General features: G+C 60.9%; 18 protein-coding genes. 11 read left to right on the top strand and 7 right to left on the bottom strand.

Features of this window, described 5'->3' with window-relative positions:
• Positions 1 to 127 precede the first annotated feature (127 nt).
• Positions 128 to 1,339, top strand: coding sequence for an N-acetylmuramoyl-L-alanine amidase (locus tag K0P33_RS00645; RefSeq protein ID WP_242153564.1), 1,212 nt, complete (start codon positions 128 to 130; stop codon positions 1,337 to 1,339).
• Here the strand turns inward: K0P33_RS00645 and K0P33_RS00640 are convergent.
• Positions 1,336 to 1,704, bottom strand: a complete 369-nt coding sequence (locus K0P33_RS00640; protein ID WP_094949024.1) for a glutamine synthetase — start codon at positions 1,702 to 1,704, stop codon at positions 1,336 to 1,338. The genes K0P33_RS00645 and K0P33_RS00640 overlap by 4 nt on opposite strands.
• A 126-nt stretch (positions 1,705 to 1,830) precedes the next feature.
• Between K0P33_RS00640 and dksA the strand changes: the two genes are divergently transcribed.
• Genes dksA through K0P33_RS00620 form a run of 4 tightly spaced genes read left to right on the top strand, consistent with a single transcriptional unit; the run spans position 1,831 to position 5,119 of the window.
• Complete coding sequence (gene dksA, locus K0P33_RS00635) at positions 1,831 to 2,235, top strand: RNA polymerase-binding protein DksA (RefSeq protein ID WP_242153563.1); 405 nt, start codon at positions 1,831 to 1,833, stop codon at positions 2,233 to 2,235.
• Between the two features lie 27 nt (positions 2,236 to 2,262).
• Positions 2,263 to 3,468, top strand: a complete 1,206-nt coding sequence (zigA, locus tag K0P33_RS00630; protein ID WP_094949022.1) for a zinc metallochaperone GTPase ZigA — start codon at positions 2,263 to 2,265, stop codon at positions 3,466 to 3,468.
• Positions 3,468 to 4,112, top strand: a complete 645-nt coding sequence (locus K0P33_RS00625) for a DUF1826 domain-containing protein (protein ID WP_242153560.1) — start codon at positions 3,468 to 3,470, stop codon at positions 4,110 to 4,112. Before zigA ends, K0P33_RS00625 begins: the two co-directional genes overlap by 1 nt.
• 44 nt (positions 4,113 to 4,156) lie before the next feature.
• On the top strand, positions 4,157 to 5,119 hold the full coding sequence (locus K0P33_RS00620; protein ID WP_242153558.1) for a CobW family GTP-binding protein: 963 nt from the start codon (positions 4,157 to 4,159) through the stop codon (positions 5,117 to 5,119).
• Here K0P33_RS00620 and K0P33_RS00615 read toward each other — a convergent pair.
• Positions 5,113 to 5,508, bottom strand: a complete 396-nt coding sequence (locus K0P33_RS00615) for a DUF3301 domain-containing protein (protein ID WP_083356039.1) — start codon at positions 5,506 to 5,508, stop codon at positions 5,113 to 5,115. The genes K0P33_RS00620 and K0P33_RS00615 overlap by 7 nt on opposite strands.
• Positions 5,509 to 5,625: 117 nt before the next feature.
• On the opposite strand from K0P33_RS00615, the gene pdxY reads away from it, so the two are divergent.
• Positions 5,626 to 6,498 (top strand): pyridoxal kinase PdxY, encoded by an 873-nt coding sequence (pdxY, locus tag K0P33_RS00610; protein ID WP_242153556.1) that lies wholly within the window; start codon positions 5,626 to 5,628, stop codon positions 6,496 to 6,498.
• Positions 6,499 to 6,577: 79 nt separating this feature from the next.
• Positions 6,578 to 7,195, top strand: a complete 618-nt coding sequence (locus K0P33_RS00605; RefSeq protein ID WP_094949017.1) for a hypothetical protein — start codon at positions 6,578 to 6,580, stop codon at positions 7,193 to 7,195.
• Positions 7,196 to 7,198: 3 nt separating this feature from the next.
• On the opposite strand, the gene K0P33_RS00600 is transcribed toward K0P33_RS00605, so the two are convergent.
• Positions 7,199 to 7,684 (bottom strand): acyl-CoA thioesterase, encoded by a 486-nt coding sequence (locus K0P33_RS00600; RefSeq protein WP_094949016.1) that lies wholly within the window; start codon positions 7,682 to 7,684, stop codon positions 7,199 to 7,201.
• A 292-nt stretch (positions 7,685 to 7,976) separates the two neighbouring features.
• On the opposite strand from K0P33_RS00600, the gene K0P33_RS00595 reads away from it, so the two are divergent.
• On the top strand, positions 7,977 to 9,740 hold the full coding sequence (locus K0P33_RS00595) for a cation:proton antiporter (RefSeq protein ID WP_242153554.1): 1,764 nt from the start codon (positions 7,977 to 7,979) through the stop codon (positions 9,738 to 9,740).
• Between the two features lie 17 nt (positions 9,741 to 9,757).
• Here the strand turns inward: K0P33_RS00595 and K0P33_RS00590 are convergent, their stop codons facing one another.
• From K0P33_RS00590 to uvrD, 3 genes are all read right to left on the bottom strand, one after another.
• Positions 9,758 to 10,165 (bottom strand): SMI1/KNR4 family protein, encoded by a 408-nt coding sequence (locus tag K0P33_RS00590; RefSeq protein ID WP_017739032.1) that lies wholly within the window; start codon positions 10,163 to 10,165, stop codon positions 9,758 to 9,760.
• 136 nt (positions 10,166 to 10,301) lie between these two features.
• Positions 10,302 to 11,171: a Tim44 domain-containing protein gene (locus K0P33_RS00585; RefSeq protein WP_242153552.1), complete on the bottom strand. Its 870-nt coding sequence runs from the start codon at positions 11,169 to 11,171 to the stop codon at positions 10,302 to 10,304.
• Positions 11,172 to 11,459: 288 nt separating this feature from the next.
• Entirely contained in the window at positions 11,460 to 13,643 is a 2,184-nt protein-coding gene (gene uvrD / locus K0P33_RS00580) for a DNA helicase II (RefSeq protein ID WP_242153550.1), read from the bottom strand.
• A gap of 280 nt (positions 13,644 to 13,923) precedes the next feature.
• Here uvrD and K0P33_RS00575 point away from each other — a divergent pair, with 280 nt between their 5' ends.
• The 3 genes from K0P33_RS00575 (at position 13,924) to K0P33_RS00565 (ending at position 18,246) form a co-directional block, all read left to right on the top strand.
• A complete protein-coding gene (locus tag K0P33_RS00575; RefSeq protein ID WP_242153548.1) occupies positions 13,924 to 16,797 on the top strand; it encodes a GGDEF domain-containing phosphodiesterase in 2,874 nt (957 codons plus the stop codon).
• A 162-nt stretch (positions 16,798 to 16,959) separates the two neighbouring features.
• Entirely contained in the window at positions 16,960 to 17,826 is an 867-nt protein-coding gene (gene hexR / locus K0P33_RS00570; RefSeq protein ID WP_010168370.1) for a transcriptional regulator HexR, read from the top strand.
• Between the two features lie 225 nt (positions 17,827 to 18,051).
• Positions 18,052 to 18,246, top strand: a complete 195-nt coding sequence (locus tag K0P33_RS00565; protein WP_082895969.1) for a hypothetical protein — start codon at positions 18,052 to 18,054, stop codon at positions 18,244 to 18,246.
• Here the strand turns inward: K0P33_RS00565 and K0P33_RS00560 are convergent.
• Positions 18,176 to 19,150: a LysR family transcriptional regulator gene (locus tag K0P33_RS00560; protein WP_094949011.1), complete on the bottom strand. Its 975-nt coding sequence runs from the start codon at positions 19,148 to 19,150 to the stop codon at positions 18,176 to 18,178. The genes K0P33_RS00565 and K0P33_RS00560 overlap by 71 nt on opposite strands.
• Positions 19,151 to 19,269 lie beyond the last annotated feature (119 nt).

Below are 19,269 nucleotides of genomic sequence, written 5' to 3'. Positions count from 1 at the left end.
AGCAGGTCCATCGTTGGAAATAAAAAGACATGTTATATTATAACTATTGAGTCGACGATGCTTTTTCTGTTCCAGCCTTTCTTCAGTCATGTCGAGCAGGGACGCTCCTCTATTTGCGGTACATGTCATGCACAGACGTCAGCTCCTCAACCTGCTGCTGGTCAGCCCTCTGTTCACCTTTCCATTGGGGGCCTTCGCCACACAGATTCGTAATGCGCGCCTGTGGCGCTCCGACGACAAACTGCGGCTGGTGTTCGACCTCAGCGGCCCGGTGCAATACAAGACCTTTTCCCTGACCGCGCCGGAACGCCTGATCATCGACTTGAGCGGCGCCGGGCTCAGCGGTGATTTCTCGCAGCTGGCGCTGAAAAACAGCGGGATTACCTCGATCCGTTCCGGGCATTTCGGCAAAGGTGATACGCGTATCGTGCTGGACCTGGCCGCGCCAATGCAGCTCAACAGCTTCTTGTTGCCGCCGCAGGATGGCCAAGGCCATCGCCTGGTACTCGACCTGACCAACGCTACCCACGCGCCGCGCCAAATCGCCGCCGAACCGCCGCCCTTGATTGCGCCGGTGGATAAAGCCCATCCCAAGCGCGACATCATCGTGGTGGTCGACCCCGGCCACGGCGGCAAAGACCCAGGCGCGATCGGCTCCAAGGGCCAGCGCGAGAAAGACGTGGTGCTGTCCATCGCCCAATTGCTGGCCAAACGTTTGAAGCGCGAGAAGGGTTTTGACGTGAAACTGGTGCGCAACGACGACTTCTTCGTGCCGCTGCGCAAGCGCGTGGAGATTGCTCGTCAGCACAAGGCCGATATGTTTATTTCGGTGCACGCCGATGCCGCGCCACGGCTCACAGCATCCGGAGCGTCGGTGTATGCGTTGTCTGAAGGCGGCGCCACCTCCGCCACCGCGCGCTTCATGGCGCAGCGTGAAAACGGTGCGGATTTGCTGGGCGCCACTACGTTGCTCAATCTCAAGGACAAGGACCCGATGCTGGCCGGGGTGATTCTCGACATGTCGATGAACGCCACCATCGCCTCCAGCCTGCAACTGGGCAGCTCGGTGTTGGGCAGCTTGCAAAGCATCACCACGCTGCACCAGAAGCGCGTGGAGCAAGCAGGTTTCGCGGTGCTCAAATCACCGGACGTGCCGTCGATCCTGGTCGAGACCGGGTTTATCTCCAACACCCAGGACGCCCAGCGGCTGGTGACGGCGCGCCATCAACAGGCGGTGGCGGATGGGCTGTTCGAGGGCTTGAAAAAATACTTCGAGAAGAACCCGCCGATGAACAGCTACATGGCCTGGGTTCAGGAGCAGAAGAACGGCCAGGTCTAACAGCCGGTCATACGGCTGCAGGTGAACGTCGCGCGGGTGCCGCCTGAACTGGAAAACCGGTTGATCGTGGTCCAGCCCACGCGGCGCGTATAGCCGACCCACGCCTCACCATCGGACGCCAACCCGGTAAAGAACGTCAGCTGCCCATAGCGGCTGTTGGTCTGTGCCCAGTAGCGTTTGCCGATCACCTCGAAACCTCGCAAGTACGTGGTGCTGCCCACAGTCGCCACGCTATAGGCATTGCCCAACGGGTCCACACAGGCCAGCAGGTTGGCGCTGCGCGTGCAGTTTGCCAACAGGCTCGGCGCTTGGGCGCAGGCCGGTCCTGCCACCGCCAACAACAGTGCGCACACCAGGTATTTCATAGGGCTTCTCGGGACAAGAAAGTGTTCAAGCATTGCGCCCTTCGTCGTGACGAGCAAGGGAGATTGGCTTATTAGCATTGTTATACTATAACATCGTAGCGCAGCCTGACCCGTGAACCGCTCTCCATGACTGAACAAGACCTGCTGGCGCAACCGCCCTGCGACTACATGAATGAAGCCCAGCAAGGTTTCTTCCGCGAACTGCTGCTGACCCAGCGCTACGAACTGCAGGCGCGCATCCAAGCCGAGTTCCTGGTGCTACGTGAGCAAGAAACCAACAGCGACCCCGCGGATGTGGGCAGCGCCGAAGAACAGCGCCAATGGCAACTGCGCCTGCTGGAGCGTGAAAAGAAGCTGCTGGACAAGATCGACGACGCCCTGGAATTGCTCGCCCGTGGTGAGTACGGCTGGTGCCGTGAAACCGACGACCCCATCGGCCTGAAACGCCTGCTGCTACGCCCCACCGCGACCCTGAGTATCGAAGCCAAAGAACGTGAAGAGCTGCGCGAACGCCATAAACGGGCGATTTGACCGGCCACCCCTGATGAGGAATACCTGATGCCCAATCGTCTCCCCGTTACTGTGTTGTCCGGTTTTCTCGGCGCCGGTAAAAGCACGCTGCTCAACTACGTCCTGCGCAACCGCGACAACCTGCGGGTGGCGGTGATCGTCAACGACATGAGCGAAATCAACATCGACGGCAGCGAGGTGCAGCGCGACGTCACCCTTAACCGCTCCGAAGAAAAACTGGTGGAGATGAGCAACGGCTGCATCTGCTGCACCTTGCGGGAAGACTTGCTGGAAGAAGTCGGAAAACTCGCCAAGGAAGGTCGGTTTGATTACCTGCTGATCGAATCCACTGGTATTTCCGAGCCGTTGCCCGTGGCCGAAACCTTCACCTTTCGCGATGAAAACGAGCAAAGCCTGGCCGATGTCGCGCGCCTGGACACTATGGTCACCGTGGTCGATGGCATGAACTTCCTGCTCGATTATCAGGCCGCTGAAAGCCTGGCCTCACGCGGTGAAACCTTGGGTGAAGAGGACGAACGCTCGATCACCGACCTGCTGATCGAGCAGATCGAGTTTGCCGACGTGATCCTGATCAGCAAGATCGATCTGATCAGCAGCCGCGAGCGCGAAGAATTAATGGCGATCCTCGAGCGCCTCAACGCCCAGGCGCAAATCATCCCGATGGTCATGGGCGAAGTACCGCTGAACAAGATCCTCAACACTGGCCGCTTCGACTTCGAACGTGCCGCCCAGGCGCCGGGTTGGTTGCGGGAACTGCGCGGTGAACATGTGCCGGAAACCGAAGAATACGGCATCGCCTCCACGGCTTATCGCGCGCGCCGCCCGTTTCACCCACAGCGTTTTTTCGACTTTATCGACCGCCCGTGGGTGAACGGCAAGTTGCTGCGCTCCAAGGGGTTTTTCTGGCTGGCGAGCAAGCATCAGGATGCGGGCAGTTGGTCTCAGGCCGGCGGCCTGATGCGCCATGGTTTTGCCGGGCGCTGGTGGCGCTTTGTGCCGAAAAGCCAATGGCCCCAGGACGAAGAAAGCGCGGCGGCGATCATGGGCAACTGGCAGCTGAGCACCGGCGATTGCCGCCAGGAGCTGGTGTTTATCGGGCAAAACATCGACTTCACCCAGATGCGTGCCGAGCTGGACGCCTGCTTGCTCACCGATGAAGAAATGGCCCTGGGCGTCGAGGGTTGGCGCCAGTTGGCCGACCCGTTTGGCCCTTGGTTCGAGGAGGTCGCCTGATGCTGGCCCCGGTTATCCCGCTGCGCCCGGTGATCCGCCAGACTCGTGGTGAAACCCCGCTGGCGCTGGCTGACGTGCTCAATGACGGCGTGAACCTCGCGGTTTGGCAACGCCAGTTGCCCCTGCATATCGCCCAGTTTGGTGCTTTGCTGGTGGCGCTTAACGAGCCGTTGGCTGAGTCCTTGGTGATTGAACTCAATACCGAGGACGCAGTGCCGAACTTGCAGGGTTTGGCGTCCAGTTGCCGTGATCTTGAAGGCTACGACGGCTTTATCGCCGATGTGTCGTGGCTGGTCAGCGCGTTTGCCTGTTTGCTTGGCGCCAAGCGCATTGGCGTGCGTTTGCGGCTGCTGGACAAGGCCATGTGCCCGCGTTTTCACGTTGACCACGTGCCGGTGCGGCTGATCACTACTTACGCGGGCATCGGCAGCCAGTGGCTGCGCGAAGGCGTGATGGACCGCCGCAAACTGGCCCAGCCGGACGCGGAACCCACTGAGCGTATCGAGCAGATTCTCTGCGGCGAAGTGGCGATGCTTAAGGGCACCAAATGGCATGGCAACGAAGGTCATGGTTTGATTCACCGTTCGCCAGCACTCAAGGCCGATGAGCGCCGCTTGATCCTGACGCTGGATTGGCTCGCATAACCGGGTAGGATCAAACGCTCTACACGGTCTGAAAGATGCCCAACATGCTGCAGAACATTCCCACCCACGTGATTGCCGGGCCTTTGGGCGCCGGCAAGACCAGCCTGATCAAGCACCTGCTTGCCCAACGCCCGGCCAACGAGCGCTGGGCGGTGTTGATCAACGAGTTCGGGCAGATCGGCCTGGACGCCGCCTTGCTGACCCAGGATGACGACGGCATTGCCCTGGGCGAAGTAGCGGGCGGCTGCCTGTGTTGTGTGAATGGTGCACCGTTCCAGGTAGGCCTGGGCCGCCTGCTGCGTAAGGCCAAGCCGGATCGGCTGTTTATCGAACCCTCGGGCCTTGGCCACCCGGCGCAATTGCTCAAGCAATTGCGGCAGGCGCCGTGGCAGGGCGTGTTGGCGGTTCAGCCGTGCGTGCTGGTGCTGGATGCCGAGGCGCTGGCGGCGGGCAAACCGTTGCCTGATGCGCAACGCGAGACGCTGGCCAGTGCCGGGCTGTTGGTGTTGAACAAGGATGAGTCGCTGGATGCCGCGCAGCGCCAGGCCATTGAACAGCAATTACCCGACTGCCCGCTTTACTGGACGCGCCAGGCGCAATTGCCGCTCGAACGGTTGCCGGGCCTGAATGCGCAGGCCAACGCGGCTGTGGATAACTTCGACGTGCCCAAAGGCTTGGCGCAGCTGCCGGCTATCTGGACCGACCCCGCGCAGCCCATCTGCCTCAGCCAGGCTCAAGAAGGCGGGTGGAGTATTGGATGGCGCTGGCACCCGAGCCAGCACTTTGCCACCCAGCGCTTGCATCACTGGCTGACAAGTCTTGAGTGGCGCCGTGCCAAACTGGTTATCCACAGCACCGAAGGTTGGGTCAGCGCCAATGCTGTGGATAACAGCACCCTCACCTGGCAACCCAGCGAATGGCGTCGCGACTCACGTATTGAATTGATCTTTGGCCAGCCACAGGACGTGGCCGCCTTGCAGCGTGCGTTAGCGGCCTGCCGTCAGTGACGGTTCTTGCTGGCGTGGTCCTGGCGCCATTGGCTCAGCTCGATCACTTCAGCGCTGGGCAGCGGCGTTTTGATCTCGAACGGGTAGGGCGCCAGTTCGATCTGCGCGCTGTGGGCGCCAAATTGGGTGATTGTCCCAGGATGGCGGGCTTCGCCGGTCACGGTGAACTCAAAGTTATAGATGCGCGCCAGACGGCGCCGACCATTGGCATCTTTCACAAAACCGATGCGCTTTAGCGCTACTGCGCCGTCGAGCAGTTCGATATCAAGCTTGGCGCAATGCTGCTTGACCCGCTCCAGCGCCCGCTCGCGCAGGCCGTGGTTGTGCCACACCCAAGCGGCGCCGGTCGCCAACAGCATCAATACGAAGATGTTTCCCAGGGTCAGCATGCAGTGAACTCCAACAAAGTGAGAGCAGCTTAACTGTGTCGCCGGCCTGTCGTATAGGCTGTGTTTAGTCGCATACTGCGCGGCCAGAATTTCAACGGCTTTACGGAAATCTCCCGCATGAAACGCACACCTCATCTGCTTGCGATCCAGTCTCATGTGGTCTTTGGCCACGCCGGAAACAGCGCCGCCGTATTCCCCATGCAGCGGGTCGGGGTGAACGTCTGGCCGCTCAACACGGTGCAGTTCTCCAACCACACCCAGTATGGTCAGTGGGCGGGCGAAGTGTTGGCGTCGCAGCAAATTCCGGCGCTGGTGGAAGGCATTGCCGCGATTGGCGAGCTGGGTAACTGCGATGCGGTGCTGTCCGGCTACCTGGGCAGTGCCGACCAAGGCCGTGCGATTCTTACCGGCGTGGCGCGCATCAAGGCCATCAACCCCAAGGCCTTGTACCTGTGCGACCCGGTGATGGGCCACCCGGAAAAGGGCTGCATCGTGCCCCAGGAAGTCAGCGATTTTCTGCTGGACGAGGCGGCGGCCATGGCGGATTTCCTCTGCCCCAACCAGCTGGAGCTGGACAGCTTTTCCGGGCGCAAGCCGCAATCGCTGTTTGATTGCCTGGGCATGGCCAGGGCGCTGCTGGCTCTCGGGCCCAAGGCCGTGCTGGTCAAGCACTTGGATTATCCGGGCAAGCTACCGGATGGCTTTGAGATGCTGCTGGTAACGGCTGAAGGCAGCTGGCACTTGCGTCGGCCGCTGTTGGCCTTCCCGCGTCAGCCGGTGGGCGTGGGCGACTTGACGTCGGGATTGTTCCTGGCGCGGGTGCTGTTGGGCGACAGCCTGTTGGCGGCCTTTGAGTTCACGGCGGCGGCGGTGCATGAAGTGCTGCTGGAAACCCAGGCCTGCGCGAGCTACGAGCTGGAACTGGTGCGCGCCCAGGACCGCATAGCCCATCCTCGAGTACGTTTTGAGGCGACACCGATCAGCTTTTAGGGATTAGTCTGATCGAGTACCGCAAGGGGCAGCGATAGGCTTCCGGGCTTTTGGCCCCTTACGCTCAATGAGGACGACCATGTCGCATTCGTCACTGAGTTCTGCTGCGCTGGCCCTGACCTTGCTTCTGGGCGGTTGCAGCCCTCACGTCAGTGAGTCTGGCGTGACCGAGCGCCCCGTCATACCCGGTCAATTACCGGACACCCTGAAGCGTACGGCGATGATGGATAAGATCATCGAGGCCAGCGTGCAATCGATCGAGCATCGCGAGCCCAACGTTACTGATCGCCAGCCGATCTCGCCGGCACTGCTTGAGGATGAGTCCGTTGCCGATCGCAAGGCGTTCCTGGGCAGTTTTACTCTGCCTGAGGACTACTGGAATCAGTTTCGGCAGAACTTCCGATTGTTCTATAAAGGTGTCACGGAACAACACGCACGCACGTTGGGCATTTATCGCGACAAGTACCGTTCATACCTGCGCGATACCGAGAGTGCTGTGCTTGAGCAATGGCTGCAACCGGTGGGCCCTGCCGTACGCACTCGGGTAGCTGCGATCGATAGCCTCATGGCCCAGTTCTACCGTGACACCAACGAGAAAGTCGGGCGAGACACGATCGAAGATCACGTGAAACGCATGAACCAGCTGGATCAGCGCTTCGGCGTGTGTGCTCACTTTCCTCTTTGCGTGTTGGAATGAGCCTTACGGCCCGTCGGCTTTGATTTCCTGGTAGCGTTTTTCCAGCTCTTGGCGAATCTGCCGACGCTGCTGCGCCTGCACGAACCGGCGTTTGTCTTCGCTGTTCTGCGGCTGCAGCGGCGGTACGACGGCGGGTTTGCGCTGGTCGTCCACGGCCACCATGGTGAAGAAGCAGCTGTTGGTATGGCGCACCGAGCGCTCGCGGATGTTCTCGGTCACCACTTTGATCCCCACTTCCATCGACGTGTTGCCGGTGTAGTTGACCGAGGCGAGGAAGGTCACCAGTTCACCGACATGGATCGGCTCACGAAAAATCACCTGGTCGACCGACAAGGTCACCACATAGCGGCCGGCATAACGGCTCGCGCAGGCGTAGGCCACTTCGTCGAGGTACTTGAGCAGGGTGCCGCCGTGCACATTGCCTGAGAAGTTGGCCATGTCAGGGGTCATCAATACCGTCATCGACAGCTGGGCGTTTCCGGGTTCCATAGCACACTCACGGGTTGTAGGCATCGGTTGGGGAGGCACCTCTGTGGGTGCTGGAATCTTTGCAGCGCTCTCCCTTACGGGACGCCAGTGGGCGGCTTGCCGTCACGCGGGCACCGATCTGTTTCCATATATTGCACCGGCTTTTTGCCGGAAGTCGCGGTGTTAACCTTCAAAAGCCCGTCTCAGGGCATTTCTTACGACAAAGGCCGACTTTTCCTTCCGCTTATTGCGACCGTTCCAAGGTCCGGGTGGAAGTGGGAAAAGCGCCAGTACCCTTAAGGAGCCCCTCGCCATGCACGCCATCAGTTTTATCCAGGACTTGGCCGTGATCATGCTGGTGGCGGGGGTTGTCACCATCCTGTTTCACCGCCTCAAGCAGCCCGTGGTGCTGGGGTATATCGTTGCCGGGTTCATCATCGGCCCCCACACCCCGCCCTTCGGCCTGATCCACGACGAAGACACGATCAAGACCCTCGCCGAGCTGGGGGTGATCTTCCTGATGTTCTGCCTGGGCCTGGAGTTCAGCCTGCGCAAGCTGTTCAAGGTCGGCGCCACGGCGTTTATCGCCGCGTTCCTCGAGATCATTCTGATGATCTGGATCGGCTACGAAATCGGCCGCTGGTTCGACTGGAACACCATGGACTCGCTGTTCCTCGGCGCGATCCTGGCGATTTCCTCGACCACCATCATCGTCAAGGCGCTCAACGACCTGAAGATGAAAAACCAGCGCTTCGCCCAGCTGATTTTCGGCGTGCTGATCGTTGAGGACATCCTCGGTATCGGCATCATCGCCTTGCTGTCGAGCATTGCCGTGAGCGGTACGGTCAGTTCCGGAGAGGTATTCTCCACGGTCGGCAAGCTCTCGCTGTTCATGATCGTCGCGCTGGTGATTGGCATTCTGCTGGTGCCGCGCCTGCTGGCCTACGTGGCCAAGTTCGAAAGTAACGAGATGCTGTTGATCACCGTATTGGGCCTGTGTTTCGGCTTCTGCCTGCTGGTGGTGAAGCTCGAATACAGCATGGTGCTGGGCGCGTTCCTGATTGGCGCGATCATGGCCGAATCTCGTCAGTTGATTAAGATTGAGCGCCTGATCGAACCCGTTCGCGACATGTTCAGCGCGATCTTCTTTGTGGCGATTGGCTTGATGATCGACCCACAGATCCTGCTGCAATACGCGTGGCCGATCGCGGTCATTACCGTGGCGGTGGTGCTGGGCAAGATGTTGTCCTGCGGTCTGGGGGCGTTTATCGCCGGCAACGACGGCCGCACCTCGTTGCGGGTGGGCATGGGGCTGTCACAGATTGGCGAGTTTTCCTTCATCATCGCCGCGTTGGGCATGACCTTGCAGGTGACCAGCGATTTCCTCTATCCAGTGGCCGTGGCCGTGTCGGCAATCACCACGTTGCTCACGCCGTACCTGATTCGCGGCGCCGACCCGTTGTCGTTGAAGATTGCGGCGGTGATGCCCAAACGCATGAGCCGGGTGTTTGGCATGTATGGCGAGTGGCTGCGCAGCATTCAGCCTCAGGGTGAGGGTGCAATGCTTGCGTCGATGATTCGCAAGATCATCCTGCAAGTGGGTGTAAACCTGGCGTTGGTGGTGGCGATCTTCTTTACTGGCAGCTTCTTCGCGGCACGCATCGGTGGGTACCTGGAGGGTTGGATCAGTGACCCAAGTTGGCAGAAGGCGTTGATCTGGGGCGGGGCGTTGTTGTTGTCGCTGCCGTTTTTGATTGCGGCGTATCGCAAGCTCAAGGCGCTGTCGATGTTGCTGGCGGAGATGAGCGTGAAGCCGGAAATGGCCGGGCGGCATACCCAGCGCGTGCGACGAGTGATCGCCGAACTGATCCCCATCCTCTCGCTGCTGGTGATTTTCCTGCTACTGGCAGCCTTGTCGGCCAGTATTTTGCCGACCAACAAGTTGCTGGTGCTGATCGCCGTGGTGGCGGCAGCGGTGGCGGCGGTGCTCTGGCGGTGGTTCATCCGCGTGCATACGCGGATGCAGGTCGCCTTGCTGGAGACCCTGGATAACCACAAAGATACGCCGGAGCACTAGAGGCCGGGGTGTGGGGCTCAGCTTTCCAGCCAGACGTCCCGCGCCCAGTGCCACACCGATTCCCAAGTTTCTTCGGTGACCAGTTCTTCTTCGCCGGACCACAGCACCACGGTGCCGTCTTCTTCGACGCAGTAGTAGTCGTCGCCGTCCTGGCAGATCGGGATCATGCTGCGGTCAACGCCGGCATCCCAGGCGTTGGCGGCAACGTCTGGCAGGTAGGTGTGGGACTGCGGGTCGGTGACGGTCACCGGCTCCAGGCTGCCATACACCACGTCGCTGACGGTCAGCAGGAATTCGCGGAAGACAAACGGGATGTCGATGAACAGTTGTTCCTCGATTTCCACCAGTTGGTCTTCGTCAGGCAGCTCCAGAGGCACCGGGACCGGTTCGTTGGCTTCACGCAATTGTTCGATGATTTCTTCCACGGCCGGGATCCTCTTGCTAGATGGCGCGGTTAATAGGGGCGTTTTATACAGTAGCTCGCTATAAGTGCAACCGTGAAATAGAAAACCCCGGAACATGTCCGGGGTTTTTATTACCAAGTGCTCAAACGCGCAGCGATCAGCCGTTCTGGCGGATACCGGCAACCAGCCATGGCTGGTTGTCGCCTTGCGGGCGTTCCATGTTCCAGCTTTCGCTGAACACTTCACCCTGGTCGAAACGCGAAGTCTTCGACACGCCGCTGAAGGTCAAAGTTGCGATGGTCTTGTCGGCGCGATCATCCACACCTTCCAGCTGTACGCGCAGGTCGTCGATGTAAGTCGACTGGAACGCATCGCCCAGGTCAGCGCGTTCGCGCTTGAGGAACTCCAGCAGTTGCGGGGTCACGAACTCGGAGATCTTATCCATTTCGTTGGCGTCCCAGTGTTGCTGCAGGGACTGGAAGTGGCTGCGTGCCGCTTCGACGAAACGCTCTTCGTTGAACCAGGCCGGTGCGTTGATAACCGGACGAGCGGCAGCAGGTGCAGCCGAACCGCCGAAGATCGAACCCATGGCTGGTTTTTGCTCGAACGCTTCACGCTGCATCGGCGCGCCGGCTGGAGCCAAGTGCTCCTGCTGCTTGCGGCGACGGGCGGCGATAAAGCGGAAGATCAGGAAGGCGATGACCGCCATGATCAGGATGTCGAAGATCTGCATACCCTGGAAGCCGCCGCCCATGAACATGGACGCGAGCAGGCCACCGGCAGCGATACCGGCCAGAGGGCCCAACCAGCGCGAAGCACCGCCAGCTTTGGCTGCTGCGCCAGCCGCACCGGCTGCACCCGCCGTTGCCGCTGCACCGCCGGCACCGGCGGCTGGAGCCATTTGGCTGGTCTGGTGAGTCGGCGCCGAGCCCATGCTTTTGCCGCCACCGAAGCGCTTGGCGTTGGCGTCGAGGCTCATCGTCAGGCCGATGCACAACGCCATGGCGATGCTAAGAAAACGTTTCATCAAGGGAATTCCCATTTGTGGATTGCACGCGCGCCATGTTGCACAGGTGTCGTGACACTGGCTAGCGGCATAATGTTTCGGGCTTTTACGTAAGACAAATCCCGAAAGGTCTGTAGGACTAGTTACAGATATTGGCCCGCGTTCCTCAAAAACAAGGGCCAGCCTACCGATCGATCGTTCCCACGCTCCGCGTGGTAACGCATCCTGTGACGCTCCGAGTCACGAGGTTAAAGCGCGACGCAGAGCGTCCCGGGCGGAATTCCCACGCGGAGCGTGGGAATGCTCAGGTCAGACGGCTTCGAGCTTCGCGTAGCCCATCATCAGCCACTTGCTGCCTTCGGCGAAGTTCACCTGCACCCGTGCCTGGGCACCGGCGCCTTCGAAGTTGAGGATCACACCCTCGCCGAAGACCGCATGCTTGACCTGCTGGCCAAGGCTGAACGGCGTTTCCGGAATTTCGGAGCCGGCAAACATGCTGCTGGAGTTCTGCTGCTGGCCGCCGCCGAACGGGCGGCTGACGCTGTTGGACAAGCGCACTTCCTGGATCAAACCTTTCGGCACTTCACGTACGAAGCGCGACACCTTGTTGTAGGTCTCGCTGCCGTACAGGCGTCGTGTCTCGGCGTAGGTCATCACCAGGTTCTGCATGGCCCGGGTGATGCCCACGTAAGCCAGGCGGCGTTCTTCTTCAAGGCGGCCGGGCTCTTCCAGGCTCATCTTGTGCGGGAACAGGCCTTCTTCCATGCCCACCAGGAACACGTAAGGGAATTCCAGGCCCTTGGCGCTGTGCAAGGTCATCAACTGGACGCTGTCTTCATGCTCATCGGCCTGGGTATCACCCGCTTCCAGCGAAGCATGGCCGAGGAAGGCGGCGAGCGGGGTCAGCTCTTCATCGTCCTCAGTGTTCTCGAACGCGCGGGCGGCGCTGACCAGTTCCTCAAGGTTTTCTACCCGGGCCTGGCCTTTCTCGCCTTTTTCCGCTTCGTGATAGGCAATCAGCCCGGACTGTTCGATCACGGTCTGGGTCATCAAGTGCAGGGGCATTTCTGCGCACTTGGCGGCCAGGTTCTCGATCAGCTCGACAAACACACCCAAGGCACCGGCGGCGCGGCCGGTCAGGCCTTTATTGGCGATCAGCAAGCGCATGGCTTCCCACATCGACACATCGGCGTGGCGTGCGTGGTCGCGAATGGCCTCGACGGTTTTCTCGCCAATGCCACGCGCCGGGATATTGATCACCCGCTCCAGCGCCGCGTCATTGCCACGGCCCTCCAGCAGGCGCAGGTAGGCCATGGCGTTCTTGATTTCCGCACGCTCGAAGAAGCGCTGGCCGCCATAGATGCGGTACGGGATGCGCTCGCGCAGCAAGGCTTCTTCCAATACACGTGATTGGGCGTTGGAACGGTACAGAATGGCGATATCGCTGCGCGCCAAGCCGGTTTTCAGCGCGCTTTCGATGGTTTCCACCACATAGCGCGCTTCATCGTGCTCGTTGAACGCGGCGTACAAGTTGATCGCTTCGCCTTCGCCGCCGTCCGTCCACAGCTCTTTGCCCATGCGCCCGGTGTTATTGGCGATCAGTGCGTTGGCAGCCTTGAGGATGCCGGCGGTGGAGCGGTAGTTCTGCTCCAGACGGATAGTGATCGCGTCCGGGAAGTCGTCGGAATACTGGTAGATGTTCTCGATCTTCGCGCCACGCCAGCCGTAGATCGACTGGTCGTCATCGCCCACCACCATCAGGCTGTCGCCGCCTTTGGCCAGCAAGCGCAGCCAAGCGTATTGCACGGCGTTGGTGTCCTGGAACTCGTCCACCAGAATGTGCCGGAAGCGCTTCTGGTAATGGGCCAGCAAGCCTGGGTTGTCTCGCCACAGGTCGAGCGCGCGCAGCAGCAGCTCGGAGAAGTCGATCACGCCGGCGCGCACGCAGGCGGCCTCGTACGCTTCATAAATGCTGCGCATGGTGGCCAGGAACAAATCGCCGCTGGCCTGGATATGTTGCGGGCGCAGGCCTTCGTCTTTCTGACCGTTGATAAACCACTGCGCCTGGCGGGCGGGCCAGCGCTGTTCATCGAGGCCCAGCTCGCGGATCACGCGCTTGACCAAGCGTTGCTGGTCATCGCTGTCGAGGATCTGGAAGGTCTGGCTCAGCCCCGCTTCCTGCCAATGCGCCCGCAACAGGCGGTGCGCCAGGCCGTGGAAAGTGCCCACCCACATGCCGGCCGGGCTGATGCCCATCAGCTGCTCGATGCGGTGGCGCATCTCGGCAGCGGCCTTGTTGGTGAAGGTCACCGACAGGATGGAGTGTGGGGACGCGTTTTCGACCTGGATCAACCAGGCGATACGGTGCACCAGCACACGGGTTTTACCGGAACCAGCACCGGCCAGGACCAACTGACGGCCAACGGGGGCTGCTACGGCCTGGCGTTGGGCATCGTTGAGGGAGTTCAGCAAAAGGGAGAGATCATCGCGCATCGGCGCATTCTAGGGTGCCCGGGGGAGTGGGGCAAATCCCAATGCCGGGTGGTCGCAAGAAACCTCAGGAAGCGCTTCGGGCGGGGGGAAACATTCTGCCGAGATGGATGACCGGTTGGTCATAGGCTGCAGCCCGCGCAGTGCCTCGCTCGAGGTGTCTGGCTCCGGAGTTTGCGGCGGTTTGTCGCGCGGGTTTTATGACGTGGGGCAGTTTGGCCCACGCGCTTGCTTGTGTATGCTCCGTGCACGTTTCGGGCTCACCATTATAAGAACACTGCCTATGACTCTCAGTCCCGACCTGTTCGGCCCCTCGGTGGCGCCTGCGCAGATCATCCGTAAACATTACGCAACCGAGATGGCGGTCGAACGCACTCGCCTGCTGTACCAAGGGTCATTGCTGCCGACTTTATTGATGTTGGTGAATGGCCTGGTCTGCGCCTGGTTGCTGTGGAACCCCAAACAATATCTGTTGGACAGCGTCTGGCTGATCTGGCTGCTCGCGCTGGTGGCGTTGCGCGTGATCCAGGTGGCGGCCTTTGATTCGGCGATGCCCAGCCGTCAGGCCCAACCGATCTGGCGGCGCATGTTCATGCTCGGCTCGGCGGTCAGCGGCCTGACCTTAGCCACTGCCGCCATCGCCCTGGTGCCGGCGGACAGCTTCATGCAGCAGGCCTGGGTGTTCGGCCTGCTCGGTGCGGCGACGCTGTCGGCCAGCGTCGCCTATGCAGTGAGCCTGCCCGCGTTCCTGTCCTTTGCCGTGCCGTGTCTGGTGCCGGCCATCCTTTATCTGTTCTGGAAGGGCGCGCCTGCGCAACAAGGTTGGGGCGTGCTCGGCCTAATCCTGCTGGGCTCTTTGAGCCTGGTGGCGTGGCAGGTCAACCGCCTGACCCAGCGCGGGTTGTTGCGACGTTTCCAGAACCAGGCACTGATCGAGCATCTACAGCAGGCGCAGCAGCGCAGCGAACGGTTGAATCAGGAACTGGTGCGCGAAGTTGAGCAGCGGCGCCAGGTCGAACAGGAATTGCGCGAAGCCCAGACCGGCCTGCAAGACCGCATGGCGCAACGCAGCCAGGAACTGGACGCCGCCAGCCTCGCCCTGAATAAAAGTGAAGCGCGCCTGGCCATGGCCCTGCAAGCCAGCGAACTGGGGCTGTGGGACTGGAACATGCAAACCGACGAAGTCCACCACACCCAACTCAAGGAACTGTTCGGCCTGGAACCTGAATACGTCACGGCGATGCTCAGCCACCTCAAGCCGCGCCTGCACCCTGACGACTTGCCGCTGCTCAAGCGCGCGCTGGTGGAGCACCTTAAGGGCCGCAGCGAGGACTATCAGGTCGAATACCGCGTGCGGCATGGCGATGGCCATTGGGTGTGGATCGAAGACCGTGGCCGCGCCGTGGAGCGCACGCCCGGCGGACGGGTCACGCGCATGCTCGGTACTCGCCGCGACATTAGCGCCGGCAAGGTCCTGGAGGAACAGCAGCGTCTGGCGTCGACCGTGTTCGAAGCGGCCAGCGAAGGCATCGTGATTCTTGACCCGGACTACGCGCTGATCGCCGTTAACCAGGCCTTCAGCCGCGTCACCGGTTTTGAAATCGATGACATGCTCGGGCGCAACGTGGTGGAGCTGCCCAGCACTCGCGATGCCCGCCGCCATTTCCCGGTGATTCGCCAGGCATTGCTCAGCCACGGCACCTGGCAGGGCGAGCTGGTGGAAACGCGCAAGAACGGCGAGCTGTACCCGCAATGGCTGCAACTGAACGTGGTGCGCGATGCTCGGGGAAAAGTCAGCCATATTGTGGGCTTCTTCGCCGATCTTTCGGCGCGGCGTGAATCCGAGGAGCGCATGCGCTACCTCACCCACTATGACGAGTTGACCGGCCTGGCCAACCGTTCGCTGTTCCGCGAACGCCTGCGCGAAGCCCATGCGCGCGTGCGCCAAGGCGGGCGCAGCCTGGCGCTGCTGCATATCAACCTGGACCGCTTCAAGTTGCTCAACGACAGCCTCGGCCATGAAGTCGCCGACCAGTTGTTGCAGAAAATGGCGCGCCGGCTGATCAACGCCTTGCCCGAAGCCGACACCATCGCGCGTCTGTCCGGGGATGAGTTCGCCGTGCTGTTCGACGCCTATGGCAACCTGTCGAGCCTCGCGCGTGTGGCTACTCGGCTTCTCGCCAAGCTGCGCGTGCCGGTGACGGTGGAAGGGCATGAGCTGGTGGTCAGCGCCTCTATTGGCGTCAGCCTGCTGCCGGATAATGCGCGGGAAATTTCCGCACTGGTCACCCAGTCGAACATGGCCATGCAACACGCCAAGCACTTGGGCGGCAATAACTTCCAGTTCTACACCGACAGCCTGCAGGCCAGCACGCTGGAGCGTTTGCAGCTGGAGAACCACCTGCGCAAGGCCATCGAAGAACGCCAGCTGGCGGTGTTCTACCAGCCGAAACTGTGCCTGGCTACCGGCAAGCTGAACGCCGCCGAGGCGCTGATTCGCTGGGAACACCCGCAGTGGGGCATGGTGCCGCCGGCGGACTTTATCGGCCTGGCCGAAGAAACTGGCTTGATCGTACCGCTGGGCGAATTCGTGCTGCGCCAAGCCTGCTGGCAAGCCTGTGAGTGGCAGCGCCAGGGGCTGGCGCCGATTCGGGTGTCGGTGAACCTTTCCGTGCATCAACTGCGCCAAGGCAAGCTGGTCAGCCTGGTGCGTCAGGTGCTCGAAGAGACCGGCCTGGACCCGCAATACCTCGAGCTGGAGCTGACCGAAAGCCAACTGCTCGACAGTGTCGAACACATCATCGCCACCTTCCAGCAACTGCGCGACCTGGGCGTGAAGCTGGCCATCGATGACTTTGGCACCGGCTATTCGTCCCTCAGCTACCTCAAGCGCATCCCCGTGGACTACGTGAAGATCGACCAGACGTTTATTCGCGGGCTGGGCCAGGGCCGCGAGGACGCCGCCATTACCCGCGCCATCATCGCCATGGCCCATGGGCTGGCGCTCAAGGTGGTTGCCGAAGGAGTGGAAGATCAGCAGCAGTTGGATTTCCTGCGCGGGGAACACTGCGATGAAGTGCAGGGCTACCTGATCAGCCGGCCGATGGAGGCGCAAGGGCTAGCAGAATTGTTACGCAAAAATGCAGACTTTCCTTAAAGCGCGCCAGGCCGCCCGTGTGGCTACATGCCGGCCCCCCGCTGATTCAAAGGGCATCAGGGCGATTTAGTGATGCATCGGACGGGCAAAACGGTAATTCTTGTAGTATAACTACAAGCTTGCTACATCCCTGGCACCTGCCAATAACAAGAGTCCTGCCCTTTGAACCTGTTGCAACATATCGCCCAGTCGCGCCACCTGTTACGCAAATCGGAACTCAAGGTTGCCGATCACGTGCTGCTTGACCCTGCGGCCGTGATGCACAGTTCCATGGCCGACCTGGCCCACAGCGTGGGCATTAGTGAGCCGACCATCGTGCGCTTTTGCCGCGCCATCGGTTGCTCCGGGTTCCAGGACTTGAAACTCAAGCTGGCCCAGAGCCTGGCAGCGGGGGCGAGCTTCGGGCAGTTTGCGATTCACGAAGACGATTCTGTTGCTGACTACAGCCTGAAAATCTTCGACACCACTTTGCACACCCTCATGGAAGTGCGCGAGAAGCTCGACCCGGTGGAGTTGCAGAAGGCCGTGACCGCGATGTCCCAGGCCCAGCGCGTCGAGTTTTACGGCTTCGGTGCTTCCGGCGCCGTGGCTGCCGATGCCCAGCACAAATTCTTCCGCCTGTTGCTCACCGCAGCGGCCTACAGCGACCCGCACATGCAGGCGATGTCGGCGGTTACGTTGAAACCGACCGATGTGGCCATCTGCATTTCCCAGTCCGGCCGCTCCAAAGACCTGCTGATCACCGCCAACCTGGTGCGTGAAAGCGGCGCGACGCTGATTACCTTGTGCCCAAGCCAGACGCCGTTGGCGGAGCTGTCTACCGTCAACCTTGCGATCGATGTGCACGAAGACACCGAAATCTACACGCCGCTGACCTCGCGCATCGCCCACTTGGTGGTGATTGACGTGCTGGCGATGGGTGTAGCCATGGCGCGCGGGCCGAGCCTGGTCAACCACCTCAAGAGCGTGAAGCGCAGCTTGCGCAGCCTGCGGTTGTCGCCTAAGTCCGTCAAAGCCCTCGACGACTGATCAAAGGCTGAGCGCGGTCAAAAATGTGGGAGCTGGCGTGCCTGCGATTACGGTCTGTCAGTTGCCATATTGGGTGGCTGATGCATCGCCATCGCAGGCAAGCCAGCTCCCACATTGGCTTTGCGCCAATTTCCGAATATTCATCGTCCTGTAACCCGCGCGCCGCCAAACCGTCATCCCCCGCGCCCATCCTGACCTCCCCGTACTCGCATTGGGAGACTCAACATGGCCCGGCAATACGAAGACAGCAGCACCGTCAAAACCCGTCGTCAGCAGGAAGACCAGCGCCGCATGGCGTTCCGTCGTGCAATCGAAGACCGTTGTGAGGAGCGCCAATTACTCCAGAGCATCAGTGACTACCCGGAACTCCACTGGCAGGCACCCGCGGCTGCCCAGCGAAGCGTTCAGCCAACGCGCTGATCTGCACCCGCTCGCTGCGGATAAAGCCCAGGAACGCATGGGCCACTGGTGACAGGCGCTTGGCCTTGGCCTGCACCAGGCACCAGCTGCGGTACAGCGGCAGTTCTTCCACCGGCAGCTCCTTGAGCCCGCCGATGGCCAGTTCCAGGTTGACCGCGTGGCGCGTCAGCAGCGCCACGCCCAACCCCGCGCTCACACACTCACGCTGCGCCTCGGCCGACGCCACTTCCACCGTCTGGGTGAAGTGCACGCGTTTCTCCTTGAAGTACTCCTCGCAAGCCAGCCGCGTGCCGGAACCCGGCTCGCGCAGCAGCAGCGTGTAAGGCTCCAGGTCCTGCAAGCGCAGCGGGCCTTGCAGGCTCAAAGGATGATCGAGCGGCGCCACGGCGACAATCGGGTTGTTCAGAAACGGCAGAAATTCCAATCCCATGTCCTGGGGCACCATGGACATGATCACCAGATCATCGCGGTTATCCGAAAGCCGGCGAATCACCTGGGCGCGGTTGACCACCGTCAGGTGCAATTGCACTTCCGGGTGCTGGCGCTTGAAGGCGGCAAACAGGTGGGGCACGAAGTACTTGGCGCTGGATTCGATCGCCAACTTCAGCTGGCCCTGCAGCGAGCCTTGCATGTCCGACAGCTGCATATCGAGGTTTTCCAGGCGCCCGAAAATGTCGCGGCTGGCCCGTTGCAAGGCTTCGGCGGCTTCGGTCATGTAGAGCTTTTTGCCGACGTAATCGAACAGCGGCTGGCCGACCAGCTCTTCTAGCTGGCGAATTTGTAGGCTAACGGCTGGTTGTGTGAGGGACATTTCCTCGGCGGCACGGCTGTAGGAACGCAAATCACAGACTTCATTGAAGATCTGCAATTGCCGTAATGTCATACGCATCAATGACTTACGCACTATTTAAATCCTCTCGCCCCAGGCTGTCCGGCCAACTATAAGTCTTTACTTATACACAACCCAATAATTATTGATTTTTGTTAATCCTCCGGTGCGCATAGTGTGTGTCTCGCGACTGT

Source organism: Pseudomonas sp. ArH3a (genome assembly GCF_022648765.1).
Lineage (GTDB): Bacteria > Pseudomonadota > Gammaproteobacteria > Pseudomonadales > Pseudomonadaceae > Aquipseudomonas.
The sequence above is the reverse complement of the archived record's forward strand: the minus strand, read 5'-3'. Positions and strand labels throughout refer to the sequence as shown.

Coding starts and splice junctions, on each gene's coding strand:
- uvrD (WP_242153550.1), bottom strand. CDS start 13,643: ATGCGCGATGATCTCTCCCTTTTGCTGAACTCCCTCAACGATGCCCAA.
- dksA (WP_242153563.1), top strand. CDS start 1,831: ATGACTGAACAAGACCTGCTGGCGCAACCGCCCTGCGACTACATGAAT.
- K0P33_RS00565 (WP_082895969.1), top strand. CDS start 18,052: ATGGCCCGGCAATACGAAGACAGCAGCACCGTCAAAACCCGTCGTCAG.
- K0P33_RS00575 (WP_242153548.1), top strand. CDS start 13,924: ATGACTCTCAGTCCCGACCTGTTCGGCCCCTCGGTGGCGCCTGCGCAG.
- K0P33_RS00620 (WP_242153558.1), top strand. CDS start 4,157: ATGCTGCAGAACATTCCCACCCACGTGATTGCCGGGCCTTTGGGCGCC.
- K0P33_RS00625 (WP_242153560.1), top strand. CDS start 3,468: ATGCTGGCCCCGGTTATCCCGCTGCGCCCGGTGATCCGCCAGACTCGT.
- K0P33_RS00585 (WP_242153552.1), bottom strand. CDS start 11,171: ATGAAACGTTTTCTTAGCATCGCCATGGCGTTGTGCATCGGCCTGACG.
- K0P33_RS00615 (WP_083356039.1), bottom strand. CDS start 5,508: ATGCTGACCCTGGGAAACATCTTCGTATTGATGCTGTTGGCGACCGGC.
- K0P33_RS00600 (WP_094949016.1), bottom strand. CDS start 7,684: ATGGAACCCGGAAACGCCCAGCTGTCGATGACGGTATTGATGACCCCT.
- zigA (WP_094949022.1), top strand. CDS start 2,263: ATGCCCAATCGTCTCCCCGTTACTGTGTTGTCCGGTTTTCTCGGCGCC.
- K0P33_RS00605 (WP_094949017.1), top strand. CDS start 6,578: ATGTCGCATTCGTCACTGAGTTCTGCTGCGCTGGCCCTGACCTTGCTT.
- K0P33_RS00640 (WP_094949024.1), bottom strand. CDS start 1,704: ATGAAATACCTGGTGTGCGCACTGTTGTTGGCGGTGGCAGGACCGGCC.
- K0P33_RS00595 (WP_242153554.1), top strand. CDS start 7,977: ATGCACGCCATCAGTTTTATCCAGGACTTGGCCGTGATCATGCTGGTG.
- K0P33_RS00645 (WP_242153564.1), top strand. CDS start 128: ATGCACAGACGTCAGCTCCTCAACCTGCTGCTGGTCAGCCCTCTGTTC.
- pdxY (WP_242153556.1), top strand. CDS start 5,626: ATGAAACGCACACCTCATCTGCTTGCGATCCAGTCTCATGTGGTCTTT.